18 protein-coding genes are annotated in these 21422 nt (G+C 30.1%); 12 read left to right on the top strand and 6 right to left on the bottom strand.

Translation table 11 applies throughout. From position 1 onward, the window contains the following. The first annotated feature begins 1 nt into the window (after position 1). From KPL55_RS10360 to nagB, 6 genes are all read left to right on the top strand, one after another. Positions 2-1768, top strand: a complete 1767-nt coding sequence (locus KPL55_RS10360; protein WP_216306635.1) for a bifunctional homocysteine S-methyltransferase/methylenetetrahydrofolate reductase — start codon at positions 2-4, stop codon at positions 1766-1768. A 236-nt stretch (positions 1769-2004) separates the two neighbouring features. Next, positions 2005-2367, top strand: coding sequence for an ArsR/SmtB family transcription factor (locus tag KPL55_RS10355; protein WP_216306634.1), 363 nt, complete (start codon positions 2005-2007; stop codon positions 2365-2367). Between the two features lie 67 nt (positions 2368-2434). Then, complete coding sequence (locus KPL55_RS10350) at positions 2435-4624, top strand: heavy metal translocating P-type ATPase (RefSeq protein WP_216306633.1); 2190 nt, start codon at positions 2435-2437, stop codon at positions 4622-4624. A gap of 187 nt (positions 4625-4811) precedes the next feature. Further along, positions 4812-5543, top strand: coding sequence for a GntR family transcriptional regulator (locus KPL55_RS10345; protein ID WP_216306632.1), 732 nt, complete (start codon positions 4812-4814; stop codon positions 5541-5543). 24 nt (positions 5544-5567) lie between these two features. Further along, positions 5568-6743 (top strand): N-acetylglucosamine-6-phosphate deacetylase, encoded by a 1176-nt coding sequence (gene nagA / locus KPL55_RS10340; protein ID WP_216306654.1) that lies wholly within the window; start codon positions 5568-5570, stop codon positions 6741-6743. A 31-nt stretch (positions 6744-6774) separates the two neighbouring features. Then, on the top strand, positions 6775-7500 hold the full coding sequence (nagB, locus tag KPL55_RS10335) for a glucosamine-6-phosphate deaminase (protein WP_216306631.1): 726 nt from the start codon (positions 6775-6777) through the stop codon (positions 7498-7500). 88 nt (positions 7501-7588) lie between these two features. On the opposite strand, the gene KPL55_RS10330 is transcribed toward nagB, so the two are convergent. Both KPL55_RS10330 and KPL55_RS10325 read right to left on the bottom strand, forming a co-directional pair. After that, positions 7589-8017 carry a CBS domain-containing protein gene (locus tag KPL55_RS10330; protein ID WP_216306630.1) on the bottom strand — a complete coding sequence of 143 codons (429 nt, stop codon included), beginning with the start codon at positions 8015-8017 and terminating at the stop codon, positions 7589-7591. Between the two features lie 126 nt (positions 8018-8143). Then, a complete protein-coding gene (locus tag KPL55_RS10325; RefSeq protein WP_216306629.1) occupies positions 8144-9487 on the bottom strand; it encodes an MATE family efflux transporter in 1344 nt (447 codons plus the stop codon). A 167-nt stretch (positions 9488-9654) separates the two neighbouring features. Here KPL55_RS10325 and KPL55_RS10320 point away from each other — a divergent pair, with 167 nt between their 5' ends. After that, entirely contained in the window at positions 9655-11571 is a 1917-nt protein-coding gene (locus KPL55_RS10320) for a BMP family ABC transporter substrate-binding protein (protein WP_216306628.1), read from the top strand. Positions 11572-11591: 20 nt separating this feature from the next. Next, positions 11592-12188: a metallophosphoesterase family protein gene (locus KPL55_RS10315; protein WP_216306627.1), complete on the top strand. Its 597-nt coding sequence runs from the start codon at positions 11592-11594 to the stop codon at positions 12186-12188. A 68-nt stretch (positions 12189-12256) separates the two neighbouring features. Here KPL55_RS10315 and KPL55_RS10310 read toward each other — a convergent pair whose 3' ends face one another. Continuing rightward, positions 12257-13324, bottom strand: a complete 1068-nt coding sequence (locus KPL55_RS10310; RefSeq protein ID WP_216306626.1) for an HD-GYP domain-containing protein — start codon at positions 13322-13324, stop codon at positions 12257-12259. Between the two features lie 296 nt (positions 13325-13620). Between KPL55_RS10310 and KPL55_RS10305 the strand changes: the two genes are divergently transcribed. Continuing rightward, positions 13621-14763, top strand: coding sequence for a cysteine desulfurase family protein (locus KPL55_RS10305; RefSeq protein ID WP_216306625.1), 1143 nt, complete (start codon positions 13621-13623; stop codon positions 14761-14763). A gap of 65 nt (positions 14764-14828) precedes the next feature. Beyond that, positions 14829-15971, top strand: coding sequence for a tRNA uracil 4-sulfurtransferase ThiI (gene thiI, locus KPL55_RS10300; protein ID WP_216306624.1), 1143 nt, complete (start codon positions 14829-14831; stop codon positions 15969-15971). Positions 15972-16021: 50 nt separating this feature from the next. Here thiI and KPL55_RS10295 read toward each other — a convergent pair whose 3' ends face one another. Beyond that, entirely contained in the window at positions 16022-16600 is a 579-nt protein-coding gene (locus KPL55_RS10295) for a phosphatase PAP2 family protein (RefSeq protein WP_216306623.1), read from the bottom strand. Positions 16601-16973: 373 nt separating this feature from the next. On the opposite strand from KPL55_RS10295, the gene KPL55_RS10290 reads away from it, so the two are divergent. Further along, positions 16974-18509 carry a DUF4153 domain-containing protein gene (locus tag KPL55_RS10290; protein WP_216306622.1) on the top strand — a complete coding sequence of 512 codons (1536 nt, stop codon included), beginning with the start codon at positions 16974-16976 and terminating at the stop codon, positions 18507-18509. Between the two features lie 41 nt (positions 18510-18550). Then, positions 18551-18946: a hypothetical protein gene (locus KPL55_RS10285; protein WP_246599387.1), complete on the top strand. Its 396-nt coding sequence runs from the start codon at positions 18551-18553 to the stop codon at positions 18944-18946. A gap of 74 nt (positions 18947-19020) precedes the next feature. Here the strand turns inward: KPL55_RS10285 and KPL55_RS10280 are convergent, their stop codons facing one another. Both KPL55_RS10280 and KPL55_RS10275 read right to left on the bottom strand, forming a co-directional pair. After that, entirely contained in the window at positions 19021-20220 is a 1200-nt protein-coding gene (locus tag KPL55_RS10280) for a site-2 protease family protein (RefSeq protein WP_216306621.1), read from the bottom strand. Positions 20221-20437: 217 nt separating this feature from the next. Then, positions 20438-21214: an amino acid ABC transporter ATP-binding protein gene (locus tag KPL55_RS10275; protein ID WP_216306620.1), complete on the bottom strand. Its 777-nt coding sequence runs from the start codon at positions 21212-21214 to the stop codon at positions 20438-20440. Between the last annotated feature and the right edge of the window lie 208 nt (positions 21215-21422).

Raw genomic sequence — 21422 nt, 5'->3', positions numbered from 1 at the left:
TATGAATATTAAATACAAACCATTAATTTTTGATGGCGCAATGGGCACATATTATGCAAGTGTTTGTGAAAATCCATTAGCTAAATGTGAATTCGCAAATATTTATGATAGAAATACAATATTAAATATTCACAAAGAGTATATAAATGCAGGTTCCAAGGCGATTAGAACCAATACATTTGGAGCAAATAAAATTAGCCTTGAATGTGAATTTGAAATAGTTAAAGAAGTTATAGTAAAAGGGTATGAAATAGCTAAGGAAGCAACAATTGGAACTGATGTTTTAGTTTTTGCTGATATTGGACCAATCCCATTTTTAGAAATGCTAGATTTATGGGAGTCATACAAAGAGATAGTAGATTTATATTTAGAAATAGGGGCAACACACTTTATATTTGAAACATTTAGTAGTGACGATTATTTGCCTGAGATTTCTAAGTATATTAAAGAGAAAAACCCGAATGCATATATTTTAATTGAATTCGCTGTTTCCCCAGAAGGTGTTACAAGGATGGGTAAATCGGGTGAAAAATTTATAGAAAAAATATCAGGAATATCAACTATAGATGCATGTGGATTTAACTGTTTTTCTGGCCCATATCACTTGCTAAAATACATAAGAACTCTGAATATAGAGAATAAAACTATTTCTATTATGCCAAACTCAGGGTATCCAACAATAATAAATAATCGTACATTTTTCAACAATACCAAAGAATATTTTGCACTACAAATGTTAGCAATAGCAAAAGAAGGTGTAGCTATTTTAGGTGGGTGTTGCGGTACAACTCCAGAATACATTAGAGAAACTGTTGCAAAGATAAAAGAACTATCTCCACTTGAAATTATTCCAAGGGTTCAAATCACCAAAATTCACAATGAGAGACCTATTATTAAAAACCTTTTATTAGAAAAAATAAGGATTGGCAAAAAAATCATTGCTGTAGAATTAGATCCACCACTTGATACTGGAATAGATTTTTTTATGAATAGTGCTAAAAGTCTTAAAGAGCAGGGGGTAGATGCAATAACAATTGCGGATTGTCCAATTGCAAGAGTAAGGGTGGATAGCAGTCTACTAGCTTGCAAGCTAAAAAGAGAACTTGATATAACAACTATCCCTCACATGACTTGTCGCGATAGAAACATTAATGCTACTAAAGCGCTTCTTTTAGGATTGAGTATCGAAGGAGTAAATAACGTTCTAGTGGTAACTGGTGATCCTATACCATCAGCCGAGCGTGATGAGGTTAAGGCAATGTTTAGTTTTAATTCTGCAATACTTGCAGGGTACATTACTGATTTAAATGATACAACATTTTCATCACCATTTAATATCTGTGCTGCTTTAAATTTAAATGCTATTAATTTTGATAGTCAATTATTGCATGCAAAAAAGAAAATTGAGAATGGGGTTACTATGTTTTTAACACAGCCAATTTTAACTAAGCAGGCAGTTGAAAATTTAAAACTAGCACGGACTCAATTACCAGTTAAAATTTTAGGGGGAATTATTCCGATTGTAAGTTATAGGAATGCTTGCTTTATGAATAATGAAATTTCAGGTATAAATGTTTCCGATGAAATTATGGAGTTATACAAAGATATATCAAAAGAAGAAGCCGGTATTCTTGCAGTAAAAATATCTACTGATATTGCAGAAGAAATTTACCCTTATGTAGATGGATATTATCTCATGACACCATTTAAAAGGATTGATATTATCTCTGAGATAGTTAAGAATATAAATAAAATAAATAGAGATTAGAATCATGAATAAATCCATGATACGAGTTTCTAGTTTTTGATTGGTTATTTTGTTACTTAGTTCTTAACCGTCCCCAATAGGATTACCCAATATTTCAACCCAATATTTCTAGATGAAAAGTTGTTAACTGTCCCTAATATTTTTATTGACAAAAATATATTGCCCGCATATAATAAACATATGAACAACAATTCATATGAACATATAAGAGTATGTATATAAATGGAGGGTAATAGATGGAGAAAAATATAGAGTTTTGTAATTGCCAAACTATTCATGAAGATGTAGTAGAAAAAGTAAGAAAACTAATACCACCAGCAAAAACATTATCTGATTTAGCAGAGCTTTTTAAAGTTTTTGGAGATAGCACAAGAATTAAGATTCTTTGTGTATTATTTGAAACAGAGATGTGTGTGTGTGATATAGCAGCTCTTCTTAATATGACTCAATCAGCAATTTCACATCAGCTTCGTGTACTTAAAAATGCTAGACTTGTTAAACATAGACGAGAAGGCAAGGTAGTGTATTATTCTTTAGATGATCAACATGTTAAACAAATTTTTGATCAAGGACTTATTCACATAAAAGAGCTTAGGTAATATCCTATTACATAAACAAAAATTCATAATATATAGAAGATAAGAAACTTTGAAAGTGGGGGAGAATATGAGCGCTATAATAAAAAAAGAATTCATTTTAGAAGGTTTATGTTGTGCTAATTGTGCAAATAAAATTGAAGCTCAATGTAAAAAAATAGATGGAGTAATAGATGCGAATATAAATTTTATAAGTAAAGGGTTAGTAATTCAATTTCAAAGTGAAGAAAAAATACCTGGCATTATAGAAGAGGCAGCGAAAATAGTTAACAGAATAGAGCCTGGTACTAAAGTTATACCAAAAGATGTTAAAACATTTAATAATGTAGAGAAAGATCATAATCATAATCATAGCCATGGACATGATCATAGCCACGGACATGATCATGGACACGGTCATTCAGATGATGAAGGAAATAATAAGGTTAAAATTATACGTTTTACACTAGGTGTGGCTATCTTCTTAATAGGAATTATATTTAAATTTGATTATTTTATTGAATTTGCACTATTTTTCATAAGTTATTTGTTAATTGGAGGAGATATCCTATTAATCGCTGTAAAAAATATATTAAGAGGTCAAGTGTTTGATGAGAACTTCTTAATGGCACTTGCTACAGTGGGAGCATTTTCTATTGGACAATTTTCAGAAGGTGTTGGGGTTATGCTCTTTTACCAAGTAGGAGAATTTTTCCAAGATATAGCTGTTAATAAATCAAGAAAATCTATATCAGCGCTAATGGATATAAGGCCAGATTATGCTAATAAAAAAGTTAAAGATGAAATTATAAAAGTAGATCCAGATGAAGTGCACATTGGAGACATTATAATAGTAAAACCAGGAGAAAAAGTGCCTTTAGATGGGGTTGTTATAGAAGGCAAATCATTAATAGATTCATCTGCTTTAACCGGTGAATCAGTACCAAGAGATGTTAAAACTGGGGATGAAATCTTAGCTGGGTGTATAAATAAAAATGGGTTGTTAACTATAGAGGTAAAAAAAGAATTTGGAGAATCCACTCTTGCGAAAATTTTAGATTTAGTGCAAAACGCTAGCAGTAAAAAAGCACCAACTGAAAATTTTGTGAGTAAGTTTGCAAGGTATTACACGCCAGTTGTAGTTATAGGCGCAACTCTTCTTGCAATTATTCCACCTCTTGTAGTGCCTGGGGCTACTTTCTCCCAGTGGATATATAGGGCATTAGTATTTTTAGTTGTATCTTGTCCTTGTGCTTTAATAATATCTATTCCACTTGGATTCTTCGGGGGAATAGGTGGTGCATCTAAAAATGGTATTTTAGTTAAAGGTGGAAACTACCTGGAGGCACTAAATAGCGTTGAAATGGTAGTTTTTGATAAGACAGGAACACTAACTAAAGGAGTATTTAAGGTTACTCAAATGAATGCAGAGGGTAATCTAAGTCAAGATGAGTTACTCGAGTATGCAGCTCATGTGGAGAGCTATTCTAGTCATCCTATTGCTACATCAATTTTAAAAGCTTATGCTAAAGATGTACGCAGGGAAGATATTGAAGATGTGCATGAGATAGCAGGAAAAGGAATTAGCGCTAAGGTAAAAGGAAAATCTGTCCTAGCTGGTAATTCTAAATTAATGGATAGTGAAAAGATTTCATACAATAAGGCTGGACATGCTGGAACGGTAATATATTTAGCAATAGATAAGAAATATGTCGGTAGTATTATTATTTCAGATGAGATAAAAGAAGACTCTATTTACGCAATAAGAGATTTAAAGTCTATGGGCGTGAAGAAAATAGTAATGCTTACTGGTGACAATAAGGATATAGCATCAGAAATAGGGAAAGTTTTAGGTGTAGATGAAGTTTACTCAGAACTACTTCCACATGAGAAGGTTGAGAAGTTAGAACTACTTCAAAAGGAAAAATCAGCTAAAGGAAAGATAGTATTTGTAGGAGATGGCATTAATGATGCACCAGTGCTAGCAAGGGCAGATATAGGAATTGCAATGGGTGGTATAGGATCTGACGCAGCAATAGAAGCTGCTGATATAGTAATAATGACAGACGAACCATCAAAAATTGCTTTAGCTTTAAAAATTGCTAAAAAGACAAAAACAATTGTTTTGCAAAATATTTTCTTTGCATTAGGGGTAAAAGCAGTTATTTTGATACTTGCAGTTTTTGGAATTTCAACTATGTGGGAAGCAGTTTTTGGTGATGTTGGAGTTGCTTTAATAGCAGTTTTAAATTCAATGAGAGCAATGAAGGTTAATAACTAAAAATAGCAAAAGAGTTAAGAAGAATGGAAAATTATTCTTAACTCTTTTTTTTTAATATCTTTAATTAAATAAGTTGTAAAAGATATAAACTTGTAGTACAATTGGTATATACAACATGTCAACATGATAACATATAAACTAAATTAATTTATATAAAAAATTTATTGCTGTTTAAGGAGGATAAGTTTTGAAAAAAGTATCAAAGGATAATCCAATTCCACTTCATTATCAAATAAAAGAAATTTTACAAGAGATGATAGAAAATGAAGTTTTAAAGCCAGGGCAATCAATTCCAACAGAAAGAGAGCTTTGCATAATTCAAGGAGTTAGCAGAATGACTGTAAATAAGGCTATTATGTCTTTAGTAAATGAGGGACTTATTTATAGGGAGCAGGGAAAAGGAACTTTCGTGGCTTATCCAAAAGTTAATCGTGAAATATCGCCACTCAAAAGTTTTAGTGAGCAAATGGAACGAAATGGAGTTATATCTAGAAGTGAGATATTATCTTTTAAAGTAATAAAAGCGACGAAGAAAATAAAAATCGAATTAAATATTCCAGAAAATGAAACTAAAATCATTGAGATTAAAAGGGTAAGATTTAGTGATGAGCAGCCAGTGGCAATTGAAACGGCATTGCTTCCGCACTATTTATTTGATGGGATGACTAGAGAGATGATTGAGGATAAATCACTATATGAAATCTTTAGAAAACATTATGGATATAAGCTAGATAAAGCAAAACAAACAATTGAGCCAACTCAACTTAATGATTATGAAAGTAAACTTTTAAATCAAGAAGATTCTGCTTTGGCATTAATATTTAGCCAAACTACCTATTTAGAAAATGGAATCCCAATTGAGTACACTAAGGCAACATTTAGAAGTGATAAGTATAAATATCAAATTACATTGAAATGATAAATATATAAGGTGGTGATTAATATTAAAGCTATAATTAATGGAAAACTTATTAGGAGTGATAGAATAATTAATGACAGCGTAATAATTTTTAATTCTAAAATTGTTGATATTATAGATAAAGATACCTTTACTTTATATAAAAAAGAATATAAAGAAATATATAAGCAAGAAATAATAGAGATAGACGCTAAAGGAAAATATGTATCCCCTGGATTTATTGATATTCATATTCATGGCTCAGGTGGTTATGATACTATGGATGCAACAAAAGAAGCCATAGACACTATAAGTAATACAATATGTAAAAATGGAGTAACGGCTTATCTACCAACTACAATGACTATGGATATGGAGCTTGTATATAAAGCGCTAGATGTTATAAAAGACGTTATGAATTTAGAAACAATGGGAGCAAAAATATTAGGTGTACATATGGAGGGACCTTTTATAAATGAAAAGTATAAAGGTGCTCAAAAGGCAGATAATATTATTAAACCTAATTATGATAGTATAAAAAATTATTTAGATATTATTAAAATAATAACACTTGCACCGGAAAAGGATGATAATCATAGTTTTATAAAAAAAGTTAAACAAACTTCTGAAATTACATTGTCAATGGGACATTCAGATGCAAGTTATGAAGAGGCAATGCTAGCAATTGATGATGGAATAACACATGCAACTCATACATTCAATGCTATGACCCCATTAAATCATAGAAAACCAGGTATTGTAGGTGCAATATTTGCAAGTGATATAACCTGCGAGTTGATAGCAGATTTAATACATGTTCATCCTGCAATTTTTAATATACTTATAAATGTAGTTCATAAAGATAAAATGGTACTTATAACAGACTCTATGAGAGCTGGATGCATGAAAGCCGGAGATTATGATCTTGGTGGACAGAAAGTAATAGTTAAGGAGGGGTCCGCAAGACTTCAAGATGGTACACTAGCAGGAAGCGTTTTAACTTTAAATAAGGCAGTACTCAACATGCTTAATAACAGTGATCTTGAAATTTATGATGTAGTTGCGATGGCTTCACTTAATCCAGCAAAGGTAATTAAGATGGAAAATAAAAAAGGAAGTTTAGAGGTTGGTTGTGACGCTGATATAGCTATTTTCAATGATGATATAGAAGTGCAACTTACAATAGTAGAAGGCAAAATAGTGTACGAAGCTCAAGAGTAAATTTTGAGTATTATTATGAGGTGGTGTTATTATGAGAATAATAGTAGTAGAAAATTATGATGAAATGAGTAAAAAAGCGGCTTTAATGATTGCAAGTCAGGTTATGTTAAAACCTGATAGTGTGTTAGGACTTGCAACTGGAGATACTCCATCTGGCATGTATAAGGAATTAATTAATCTGTACGGCAAAAAAGAAGTGGATTTTAAAGAGGTTAGAACATTTAATTTGGATGAGTATTATGGTCTTGATCGTGAAAATTCTCAAAGCTATTATAAATATATGATGACTAATTTATTTGATAATATAAATATAAATACAGAAAACATTAATATGCCTGATGGTATGGCAAAGGATGTAAATGCCTTTTGTGATCTCTACGAAAATAAAATAAAGACACTTGGTGGTATTGATATGCAAGTGCTTGGAATAGGTGGAAATGGTCATATCGGCTTTAATGAACCTAATGTAAACTTTGAGGCGCAAACACATTTAGTTGAGCTTGATGAACAAACTATAGAAGCTAATTCAAGGTTTTTTGAATCAATAGAAGATGTGCCAGTAAAAGCTATAAGTATGGGAATTAAAACAATAATGAATTCTAAGAAAATCATTTTACTTGCTAATGGGTTAAATAAGGCTGATGCTATAGAAAGAGCTGTTAAAGGTAAAATAAATCCAAGCATTCCTGCTTCAATTTTACAACTACATAATGATGTAACTATAATTATAGATAAAGACGCAGCTAGCAAATTATAAAAAAAACACCTATATTAGCTTAATTAGCTAATATAGGTGTTTTGATTTTAAAATATATATTTATATTTTAATGTTAATTATGCTGAAATTAAATCGAAGTCTTTAATTCATCATTTCCGTATAATAAATTATAACAATAAGTTATTATGTCACTTCTTTTAATTATGCCTATAAAAACACCATTATCATCTACAACAGGTACAAAGTTTTGATACTTTGATAGCGATATTAAGCTCTCAATATCTGCACTAATTGATACTGCTTTGTTAGAAATATGTCTAGGAATATCTTTAATTATAATTTTATTTGTATCATTAAAACTTAAATTTGGAGTATTCTTTAATTTCCATAATAAGTCACCTTCAGTTAATGTGCCTACATAAATACCGCTTTCATCCACTAAGGGTACAGACGTATACCTATGGTATTCCATTCGTTCTAGTGCTTGCCTCATTGTAGAATTTGGTTTTTCATAAACAACTTCATTTTTAGGTGTAAGGAAAAAAGCTATGTTCATATTTTACCCATCCTTTAGAGATTTTTATTTTAGCATGCCTGCTATCGTACAATATCATTATAACATGTCTATTAGAGTTAGTGATGAATATTATATTAAATATAGCAATTTTTTTCCAAAATTAGGTTAAGAGCTAGTTGTCATTTTAATTACTGTTTTCTGCTTCCATTTACCTTTTTTGAAACGTATAAGGTAAAGTGAACCACGAACAACCCAGTCAACAATCATGCCCATCCATACACCTATTAGACCGAAATTTAAAACAATCCCTAGAAGATAACCTAATGTAATTCTAAAAAGCCACATTCCTATAATTGATGTTATAAGTGTATATTTAACATCGCCTGCACCTTTTAGCCCTGCTGGTAGAACAAAGGATATTGACCATAAGGGAATACATGCAGAATTAACTATAAGTACTATGGAAGCTAAGTGGATTATTTCCTGATTAGTAGTAAATAGAGATGTTATCCATTGTGAAAAAGGTATAAAGATTAAGGCTATAGCAATTAAAGCAATAGTTGAAAGTTTTGTAATATAAGATAGTGCACTTTCGGCTTCTCTACTTTCGCCTCTTCCCATATGCCTCCCAACAAGAGCAGTTGCTGCAATACATAGTGAATTACCTGGTACATTAAGCATGGTTGCAACTGAGCCAGCAATGGCGTTAGATGCAATTGCGATAGTTCCCATATCAACTATATAAATTTGTGTGATTAATTTTCCGCCAGTGAAAAGCAGTGACTCTACACTTGCAGGAACACCAATGCCAAAAATAAGTTTTAATAATGATTTATCAAATTTAAATTTCTTAATCTTTGTAAGTTTCAAAATTTTTGAACCTCTTATAAGAACAGTTAAGATAATAATGCCTCCACTAATACGGGCAACGGCAATTCCAAGTGCTGCTCCCATTATTCCCAAATGCATTATATTTATAAAAGTATATGTTAAGCACACATTTATAACATTCATAAATATACTTATTTTCATAGGAGTTTTGGTATCACCGGCTCCTCGCAAAAGCCCATTAGCAATTAGGTCAATAGTAATTAGTGGATAAGTAAGTAAAGTTATACCTAAATATGTATGTGCATTACTTATTACAAGTTGTTCTGCATTGCCAAATAACATCCCAATTAAAGGACCTTGGAATAAAAACATTAATATAGTTATTATGACAGTTATTATGAGCCCTGAAAATAGTGCTTGTTGCATAGTAGCATTAGCTTTTTTTATATTTCCTTGTCCAACAAATTGGGCTACAACAACCATACCTCCAATTGCAAGCGCAGAAAAAAATGCTATAAATATATTGTTTACTGAATCTACCATCCCAATAGCAGAAACTGCTTCTTTTCCTATATGACCAGCCATCATAGTATTTATCATACCTAAAGATATAACAAATAATTGCTCAGTCATTATTGGTATTGCTAAATTAAATACATCTTTGCGTATCCATTTCATGTAGGTCGCCTCTAATCCATTTTATTATATATATAGTATAACATTATATTAGATTATAAAATGTTGGTAAAATAAACTTTGGTATATTATAATAGATATAAGAATATTCACAATAATAGGTTATTGTGGTAAAAGTTATTAATAGCTAAAAACTGAGGAGTGAGTGTATGAATGATTTTTCAGCTGTTGAAGAATATAAGAAGGCTAGTAAGTTAGGTAAAGCTAGATATTTAGCGGACACATCAAAAGGGGCAAGCGGCCATATATCATCCTTAGATAGTATTTTAAAGAAAATAGACATCGTAGCAGAATTGCCAATGGGAACTAAAGGCATTCCATTAAAAAAAATAAAAGGAACTTATTTTTATACAAGAAGTAGAGATTTTGCAATGAACTTTCTCCCAATAGCCAGCGATGACAGTGAATTTGCATTGAAATGGCAAGCAGTCTATGCTCATCATATTATTGATGGGATAACTGACCCTATTAAAATTTATGAGTATATGAATGAATTTTATGTTATGGAGGGAAATAAGCGGGTAAGTGTACTAAAATATGTAGATGCTTATGCAATAGATGGAGAAGTTACTAGGCTGGTTCCTAAAAAGGATGATAACGATTTAAAAAACATAATTTATTATGAATTTTTAAGTTTTAACAGTAAGACAAGTATAAATGAGATTTGGTTTTCGAAGGAAGGTAGCTTCGCGCGACTAGATAAGTATTTAGATGGATATAATCCAAAACTTTACTGGTTTGCAAACAAATATGTGCATTTTATAAAAAATGTGTATACACCATTTAGAAATGTATTCTATGAACTTGGTGGAGATAAATTAGATATTACCACTGGTGATGCTTTTCTACAATATATAGAAATTTATGGTATATCAGATGAATTTGATGAAACAAAAAGAAAATCTAGAGTCAACAAGTTTTTAGTAGAACTTCGTATACTTTCTAAAAATAATGCAGTAGATATTCAAACTCAGCCATTTGATGTTCATAAGAAAAATGTTATAACATCATTTACAAATTTAGTAGCTCCACCTAAAAAGATAAAAGTGGCTTTTATTTTTGAAAAGACTATAGATACATCAGGATGGAGTTATGTTCAAAATCTAGGTAGGTTGTATGCACAGCAAGAATTAAGTAGTGAAATTGAAACATTCGTTATGGATAATTTTCAAAGTGATAGTGATGACAGTTATGAAAGGTTAAGTGAATTTTGCAACCAGGGTTATGATATAATTTTTACTACATCTCCATCTTATCTTAATGTAACTTTGAGAGCAGCTTTAAAGTACGAAAATATTAAGTTTTTTAATTGCTCTCCAGTAAAGGCGTTTAGAAACGTAAGTACCTATTTTGGACGCTCTCATGAACCAAGATTTCTACTTGGGCTTATTGCTGGAGCTATTACAAAATCAGGAGTTATAGGTTATATAGATGTTTATAATGAGACGGAGATTATAACAGGAATTAATGCTTTTGCATTAGGGGTTAAAACTGTGAATCCTAATGCAAAAGTTGTGATTTCATGGCTGAATGAAGCTGGTGATATTAATCATTCAAAAGAATTAATTCAAGAACTTCAAAGGAGTGGCGCAGATCTTATAATGCAAAACGACTTAATAGCTTTAGGTAAGGGATCAAGAGACTTTGGTCTATATTCTTTAGGATACAATGAAAAAGAGAAAAAATGGATACCTGAAGTGAATTATGGTTTAATTACATGGGATTGGGGACAGTTTTACGAGAAAATACTTAGAAATATTGTAAATGGTAGCTTTAAAGGTATATTTAGTACTGAATCTAAACGTGTAAGCTTTTGGTGGGGGATGGACTCGGGCCTTGTGGATATTATATATTCTAAACATAATGTTCCAATTCAAACTCAAAAATTAGTAGACATAATGCGAGAATTAATTATTGAAAATAGATTTCATACTTTTGTTGGTCCGATATATGATACCGAGGGTCAACTTATGATAAAGGATGGCGATATCGCAAACTATGAAGATATGTTATATATGGATTGGTTTGTAGATAATGTGGTAGGAAAACTTCCGGTCATAGAATAAAATATGCTAATGAAAAGTAGGTGGTTCACGTTAAAGTTTTACTAGTTTCAGATGTTGAAGATGATTATATTTGGGAACATTTTGATTGTGAAAGATTTAAAGATATTGAGCTTGTGATTTCATGTGGAGACTTAAAAGCTGATTATTTAGAATATCTAGCTGACATGATTAAAGCACCCGTAATATACGTTAATGGTAATCATGACGGAGCGTATTTAGAAAAACCTCCAGGTGGATGTATACCTATTGATGATAAAATTATAGTTTATAAGAATATAAGGATATTAGGGCTTGGGGGGTCTGTTGATTATAGTAAAGGTACTTTTCAATATTCCCAAAGAGGTATGAAAAAAAGAGTTAATAAACTAAGATTTAGTTTATGGAGAAATAAAGGAATAGATATATTAGTTACACACTCACCAGCAAAGGGTATGGGGGATGGAGAAGATCGTTGCCATAAGGGATTTGATGTGTTTATAGATATTTTAAATAAATATTCTCCAAAATATTTTTTTTATGGTCACCAGCATTTACAATATGGAAAAGGCGAAAGAACGATGACGTATAACTCAACTACCCTTATAAATGCTTTCAAATATCATATTATTGAAATATAAAGAACCTTCCGGTTCGGTTCTTTATATTTTTTTGATTTTCAAGAAATAACAGTTAGCATCTGTTTTTACTAAGCTTTAAGATCAAGGATATATATATCCTTTTCAGTGTTTAAATCTACAAAGGTTGAGTCGATAGATACAAGAGGGCTTGAAATATTATTTATATCTATTTTTATTATTGTACCGAATTTTCCATTACTTAGTTTTACTATTTCTCCAGTGTAGTAATTCGCCATTTTATCTATAAAAAGACTAAGATAATGATAATCAAATAAAGCCATATAATCACGTTGCATAATCTCCAGCACCTTCAAGGGGCATTGTTTTTTTCTATACACTTTGTCAGATGTCATAGCATCAAACGTATCAGTAATTCCTATTATTTTTGCAAAAGCACTAATTTTATCTTCCTTTAAATGTAGAGGATAACCTGAACCATCTAGTCGTTCGTGATGCATAAGAACACCCGAACTAACAGACTCATCCAAATAGGGGATAGTTCGCACAAGTTCATATGAGTAGACTGAATGTTTTTTTATTTCTTCAAATTCTGATTTTGTAAGTTTTGCAGGCTTATTTAATATCTTTGGGTTAATCATAGTTTTACCAATGTCATGGAGAAAGGCTGCATATGTCAAAAGTGTTAAATCTTTGTTAGAAAGATTAAGCCACTTGCCTAGCATAGAACTAAGAAAAGCGACATTAACGCAATGTCGTACAAGATATTCATCTATAGTTCTGGATTTAGTTATGCTCTTTAAAAGTGAACCATAATCATTTTGATTATCTAAAAGGTCTTTAGACATAGTTCTTATAGCTGTTAGATTTAGCTTAGAATTTTTATCAATGTTATCTAAAAAATTGCTTATTTGTTTAGAAAAATAATTGAGTAAATTTTCAGTTTGTATTAAACTATGTACGTTCAAATTTTGTGAGGTAGGCAGTAACGTTTCCTCTTCACTTGCATATATATATAAATTGTCATTTGGGTAGAATTCTAATATTTTTTTAATCATTGATTCATTTAGTGAAATTTCTTTTGCTACTAAGGTTATACTATTTATTATTAAGTCTTTCGCTAAAATCATGTTTGGTTTTAGCTCATAAACGCTTACATTCTTAATGTTTTTTTTCATGGATTCAGCCCCCTTATAAATAATTCTTAAATTTAGTAAAATTATAATAATATGAATGGATATAAACCATATTATTCATTAAATTTATTTTACCATAAAAGCAAGTATTAACCTAAATTATATATAATAGTGTATAGTATGCATAGTTTTGACATTATAAAAGAAGTTATAAATACTTTCTTTTTAATTGATTGACATTGATTTGTAACATATTTATAATTAAATAATGTAGAGTAAAATACTAAGAATTAATCTAGGTATTTTAGTGGATTTTTAACGAGGAGAGATATAAAAACATGGAAATATATTTAGATAACAGTGCAACTACAAAGCCTTATGAGGAAGTTATTGAGGCTACGAGTAGTGCTATGAGGGATTATTATGCTAATCCGTCGTCAGCTCATGGGTTAGGGTTTAAAGCAGAGAAGAAAATTAGAAGCGCGAGAGTAAATATTGCTAAAAGTATAAATGCTAGTAGTGAGGAAATAATATTTACATCAGGAGGCAGTGAAAGTAATAATTTTCTTATAAAGGGATTCGCAAAAATTGGTTCAGATATAATAACTACTACAATAGAACATCCAAGTGTATTAAATACATTTAAGGCCTTAGAAGAATTAGGAGTAAAGGTTACTTATATTGATGTAGATAACTGTGGCAGAATAGACGTCGAAAGGCTTATTAATAGTATAACTCGTGATACTCAAATTGTTAGCGTAATGCACGTTAATAATGAAATTGGTGTAGTTCAGGATATCCAGCTTATAGGAAAATTAATTAAAGAGAAAAGTAGTAGGGTTAAATTCCATGTAGACGCGGTGCAAAGTTATGGAAAACTTCCTATAGATGTACAAAAGTGTAATATTGATTTATTATCTACTAGTGGACACAAAATACATGGACCTCGTGGAATTGGATTTGCATACATAAGGAAAGGACTTATACCTAAATGTTTAATAAGTGGCGGAGGTCAAGAAAGAAACTTAAGATCGGGCACAGAGAATCTTCCATGTATAGTTGGATTTGAAACTGCGGCTGAAATTGTATGTAAAAACAGTTTAGAAAATTATAATAAAGTCCTAGATGTAAAAAAATATTTTATAGAGGGTCTCTCTAAAGTAGAAGATGTAATAGTTAATAGTAAACTTGGTGATAATTTTACACCATATATTTTGAGTGTATCGTTTAAAGGAGTAAAAGGAGAAGTGCTGCTCCATTCTTTAGAAGATAAAGGGATATATGTTTCCACAGGTTCTGCATGTTCCTCTAAAAGCCATAAAAGTAGTGAAATACTAAGTGCGATTGGAAGAACAATAGAAGAGCAAAGTGGAACTGTACGTTTTAGTTTTTCCGAATATAATAATAAGGATGAGGTAGACTATGTTATAATCGAATTGAATAAAATATTAAAATTTTTGAGAAAGCTAAATAAAAGGTAATACATAACTACCAAGGATGTAGATTATAGATTATATATTATAAGATAGCGGAGGAGTACGAGAATATGAAAAAATTGATACTTGTAAAATTTGCCCCGGAAATATTTTTAAAAGGGCTCAACAGAGGTAAATTTGAGAAAAAACTTAAAGACAATATAAAAAATTCTATCAAAGACTTGGATTATGAGTTTGTTGAAGATCAAGGAAGATGGTTTATATCCTCAGACGTGATGGACAAAATTATAGATAAAGTTAAAAATGTTTTTGGAGTAATGGAGCTTTGTGAAGTTACTCAGGTTGAGGCAACGTTAGAAAATATTGAAAATCAGGCACTTTTAGAGCTTGACGGAAATCCTGCTAAAACTTTTAAAGTTGAAACTAACAGGGCGAACAAAAACTTTACACCGGGTTCAATGGATGTAAGTAGAAAAGTAGGGGGACATATATTACGAAACAATGATAGTATTACTGTAGATGTACATAACCCAGAGTGTGTTATAAATATTGAAATAAGAAATATGGCGTATATCTATTCTAAAAGAATACCAGCAGTTCGAGGATTACCATATGGAATGAATGGAAGCACTATGCTTATGTTATCAGGAGGTATAGATTCACCTGTTGCAGGTTATATGATGGCAAGACGTGGAGTAGAACTGCATGCAGTTTATTATCATAGCCATCCGTATACTAGTGAGCGTGCAAAAGATAAGGTTAAGCAATTAACAAACATATTAAAAGAATATACCGGAAAATTAACATTATACGTAGTACCTTTCACTGAAATTCAAATGCAAATTATAGAAAAGTGTAGAGAAGATGAATTAACAATAATTATGAGAAGATTTATGATGAGACTTGCTTGTGCACTAGCTGAAAAATATGGTATCAATTCAGTAACTACTGGGGAAAGCATTGGTCAAGTAGCTAGCCAAACTATGGAAGGTCTTGTAGTAAGTGATGATGTTTCTGATAGACCAGTGTTTAGACCACTTATTGCTATGGATAAGGTAGATATTATCGATGTTTCAAGGAAAATAGATACTTATGAAACCTCTATTTTACCTTATGAGGATTGTTGTACTATTTTTGTACCTAAACATCCCAAAACAAAACCAAGGTTAGTTGAGATAATTAAGTCTGAATCAGTTTTAGATATTGATAAATTAGTTGAAAAGGCTATTGAAGATATGGAAATTTATAGATAAAGATATAACCTAATTAATAATATAAAAAAGACATCAGATAAGTAATTTACTTATCTGATGTCTTTTTTAAATATATTAAGTTTGATTGTAAAATATTTATCCAAAAATTTATCTACACCTTTTCGAATACAAAGTTTGTATAAAACAATGGAAATATAAGACCATACTGCAGCAATAAACCAACCACCAAAGACATCTGTTGGATAGTGAGCACCAACATAAACCCTACTAATTCCTACAAGAACTAGATACGTAATTATTAGTCCACTTAGCAAATATGCAATTTTTTTATTCTTTATTCTCTTAATTATAAAATAAATAAGGACAATGCCAATAGCTGTTGAAATAGAGGAATGTCCGCTAGGAAAACCGTAGCCATGAGCTTCCATTAATCTTGGTTCTAGTGGTCTATATCTTTTTACTGTATTTTTAAGAATTAAGTTAGTAAGCCCGGTAAACCCAATATTAAATACTGAGCAAATTGCTTCCAATTTATTATTCAAAAGATATAATATAACAAATACAAATAAGGTTATTAAAATTTGATAAGTAGGGTCTGATGATATCGATAAAGTAATAAAGAATTTATCCCATCCCCAATTCATAGAAGTTGCTAAATAATTAAGCATTATAATCTAATCATCCTTTCTAAATAACATTTAAAACTCTCACAAATATTTACTAAATACAAATATACAAAAAATAATTAATTCATAAGATCATATCTTTTAATATTATATCAAAATGCCTTATTAAAAGATACATTTATATTGTTTAATAGCATCAATGTAAGTAATTATGTTAAATATTAAATATATTGTAAAAATATAATTTCGCTGATGATAATGTATATTGGTAATAAGTAAATATATATTGATAAACAATAAAAAAGTATTGATAAATGGACAATATAGTAGTATTGTATATATTATAGAAAATATTACTGCAGAAATATAAGAATATTAAAATTTTGGAGGGTTATTAAAAATGGAGGAAAATTATATGAAAGAGATAAATGAAAATGGTAATGTTGGAAAAAATAATATAAGACTACCATATGAGGAACGAATAAAAGAAATTAAAGAAATAGATTCTAAAATTAGCATGAATGAAAAAATCTACACAATAGGTATAGCATTTATATTAGCAATAATTTATGATCAATTTTTTACTGATAAGCAAATGGGGATCTCAATTCCTATTTTTTATTTAATGTTTATGGGGCTTTTCTTATGGAGTATTAGGAGAAATGTTAGGTCTATTAATAATATTAGGTTCATTATGATGATTGCCACATTAGTGATAGCAATTAATTTTTCTATTCACTCTAACATTATTTTAAATTATTTTAATGGAGTTATGTTGTTGATACTCACGATTGTAACTTGCGTATTAAGTAGGTATAACGAGAGAAAATGGGAATATAAAGAATTGATGAAAAAGGTATTTAGTAGAGTTATAATAGCAATTCCAGAGAATATTTTGAAACCATTTGCCATTATTAAAGATCGTATAAGATTAAAGACTAAAAAAGAAAATAACTCAATAAATAAAAATATTTTAAGAGGAGTAATTATTTCTATACCATTATTAATTCTAATTTTATTTTTATTGACATCATCAGATATGGTATTTAAGTACTACTTGGTAAATATATCAAGCGGGTTAAAGTTTATAAATATTGAGGAAAATTTAAGTCACATGTTAATAATTATCATAATGTTCTTTGTTATATTTTCATTTATTTGGAGCTTTAAATATGATTGTAAAAAAGGTGCAACAACTGATAAGATTTGGCAGTGGGAGCCAATTAGTTTGCTAACAATTATTTTTATGATTAATGTAGTATATCTTTTGTTTTCAATAGTACAGTTTACTTATCTTTATGGAGGTAGTAATCATCTTCCTAGTGGATTCACTTACTCAGAATATGCGAGAAAAGGATTTTTTGAACTCTTTATAGTAACAATAATTAATTTCACAATAGTGCTCTGCAGCATGAAATTTATTAAGAAGGATAATAAGACAATAATCGCTGTAGCAAATATATTTTTAACGTTACTTGTGGTATTTACTATTAATATGCTATTTTCAGCTCACTATAAAATGTCATTGTACGAACAAACTTATGGGTTTACTTATTTAAGGATTTTTGTGCATATATTTATGTTTATGTTATTTCTGTTATTTGCAATAACATTAGTTGGGATATGGTACAGAAGGATGCCGATAAATAAAGTTTTATTAATAACTATTTTGATTATGTATATAGTATTAAATTACATTAATGTAGATAAAATAATTGCTCAAAAAAACATAGATAGATATTATAAAACTCAGAAAATTGATATGTTATATCTCGAGAGCTTATCTTATGACGCTACAGTAGACATCATGAAGCTAAAAAATGATTCTAATATAGAAATTTCTAATGCGGTTAATAGATATATAGAAGTTACAAAAAAAGAGTTATCAGAGGAGACATCATGGTATGAATTTAATTATTCTAAATATAAGGCTAGAAGGATAATGCAGTAATATAATGATCGAATATCTTTTTTAAGGGGAGGTAAAGTACATTGAAAAAAATAAATATGAATTTATTAGGAATTTATGACATGATGTTAGCAGTTGGAGCTATTTATATGGGAGGAGTTATGATAAGTGGGATGTTTACTGAATATCCAAAAGAATGGATATCCAAAATTCCTTTTCATAGCTGGTTTATCCCGGGCATTATTGCAATTTTATTATTTGGAATAGGCAATATTGTAGCATCTATATTTAGCTTGAAAAAAGGAAATAAAAGGTATTGGGTTGCATCGGCTATAATGGGAGCTTTATTGCTTGTTAGCCTTATTGTTCAAGTAATAGTTCTGGGCGAATGGTACATGGCAACGGTGGAATTTTTGCTTTTAAGTATAGGTCAGTTATATCTTTGCAGAGGTGGGTTTGCTAGTTCTAATAAAAACTAATGTGCCCATTGCAACATAGTAATGTGTTGCAACGGAAACCTATTAAATAACTATGGAATTAATAATAAAGAATGCTAAACAATAATATCATCTAAATTTTCTTTAATCCAATCTACAAGCATTAGCTCCATATCAGCTTCACCTTTTACTGGATAGCTTTTAGCCAACTGTTTTGTTTCTTCATAATATTTCAAAGCCTTAATTTTATCTTTATTATAAAAACCCTCATAAGCCATAAGAAGTCTTTTCTTGCCAATCATAAATTTTGCTGCCTTTATATATTTTTTAAGATTTTTATCATACAAATCATCAATAAAAGTTTTATCGCAATTATTAGTAATCTCTAAAAAAATTCGTTCACAATTGATTTCAAATTTAAATATTGACACAACTTTGTCAATGTAGGGTACAAAGGAGTCAATACATTGTTTTGCTCTATAAAAGTCCATATTGTCTAAATACCAAGTATATTCCATTAGTCTAATAGATGTATTAAGTGGATTACAAAGATCAACATTTTCTTTTAACTTGAAAATTTCAAGGGGCATGTCCTTAATTCTGGTGCCTTGGCTTTGTAGTCCATTGACTTTAAGCTGGAGATAAAATGCGTTTCTAGAGTCTTCACTTTTTAGCAATGATAGTACATTATACGCATCATTAGGAACTCGAAGAATTCTAATTGGAACCCCATTAGTGATGGCTATAAGTATTCCTGCTGCACCAAATATAACTAATATGGCATCTATTGGGTATGTAATCCCTTTTGCAAAAATTGCAATTAATATAGCGGCTATAGCTGTTATTAGATTCATTATAACTCCACCTAAATTATATATAACTAAGGGGAAATTCCCATCGTCTAAATCTGGAGGCATCATAAGACATTGTCCTGCTGTTCCTGGTATGTTGAATTTCTTAAGTTTCCACTTTTTATTTTCTTTAATAAAAGTAAGGGAACCAATTCTAAAGGATACAAAAGAATAACCAGTCATAAGTCCGAAAATAAGGTGACCGGCTTCGTGAATAACAATATGTGTTACAAATCCTAAACCGAATATAATGAAAATCATATAAAAATTAAGTAACTCCAGAAACATATTGTCACTTTTAACATGTTGATTCATAAAACCTTCTAAATACGTATTTGAGGACCTACCTGCTATAATTCCAACTACAAATGTTACCACTACAAAAACAAGAAAAATTATAATTTCAGGTGAAAGCTTATGTTTATTTTTTTGACTTATGTTCATAGCGCTTTTTCTTTTTATCACTAGACCACTCCTTTTTAGTATATGTACAATATTCTAACATAAAATGGTAGTATATTTATACAGCTAAAGACAAATTCTTATGTAGAATAAAAAATTAGATACTCGTATAGTATGGTAAAGAGCATATTTCCCGGGAATTAAAGTTATAATAGTATTTATTAGCAAAAAAGCCAGTAAGCCTTATTAATCAGACCTACTGGTTTTTGATAATACTATTTTATGACAAACTAAGAAATTGTTTTATTCTTTCATGTTCAGGATTTGAAAATAATAATTCAGGAGTGGAATTTTCTAAAATTTCTCCATTTTCCATAAAAATAATTCTATCTGAAATTTCCCTAGCAAATTGCATCTCGTGGGTAACAACAATTAGGGATATTTTTTCAATGGCAAGAGCCCTAATTACCTTCAATACTTCACCAACTAATCTAGGATCTAATGCAGAAGTTGGTTCATCAAATAGAATTAACTCTGGGTTCATAGCAAGGCACCTAGCTATAGCAATTCTTTGCTTTTGCCCACCAGAAAGGGTACAAGGATAAGAATTAATTTTATCTAGTAAATCTACTTTTATAAGTAGTTTTTCTGCAATGGCGATAGCATCTTTTTTAGATATCTTATTTACTAGAATAGGAGCTTCAATTATATTCTCCAGAACGGTTTTATGAGGGAATAAATTAAAGTTTTGAAAAACCATTCCTATTTTTTTAGAAGCATTAACGGCTTCTATTTTATTAATTACTTTAACATTTTTATTAACTACTTTAACATCTGTTTTATTTTTAGCTTCTTCAATAGTAATACCATTAAATTCAATCATGCCACTATCCATATGTTCAAGGCCACTTATGCACCTAAGAAGAGTGCTTTTTCCAGAGCCAGAAGGACCAATAATTGATATTACCTCTCCCTTTTTTAGACTTAAGGAGACATTCTTTAAAACTTGATTTTCATCAAAACTTTTAGTTACTTCGGAAATCTTAAGTAAATCCATTGTAGAACACCATCCTTCAATTCCATTTAAAATTCTTATTTGCTAACAAATATTTTCAATCGCAAAAAAAGTATATATTACGTATAATGCATTTGAATAAGCTCTAGAACTTCTTATTATATTTTAATTAGGCTACGTTAAGAAAAACATATGTTTGAGCGACAGCGAGTTTATGGTTTTTAGTAGCTTAATTAAAATATAATTAGTA

Source organism: Clostridium lacusfryxellense (assembly GCF_018861735.1).
GTDB classification, from domain to species: domain Bacteria; phylum Bacillota; class Clostridia; order Clostridiales; family Clostridiaceae; genus Clostridium_AD; species Clostridium_AD lacusfryxellense.
Note: the sequence above shows the minus strand (reverse complement) of the source record. Positions and strands in the feature narration are given on the sequence as shown.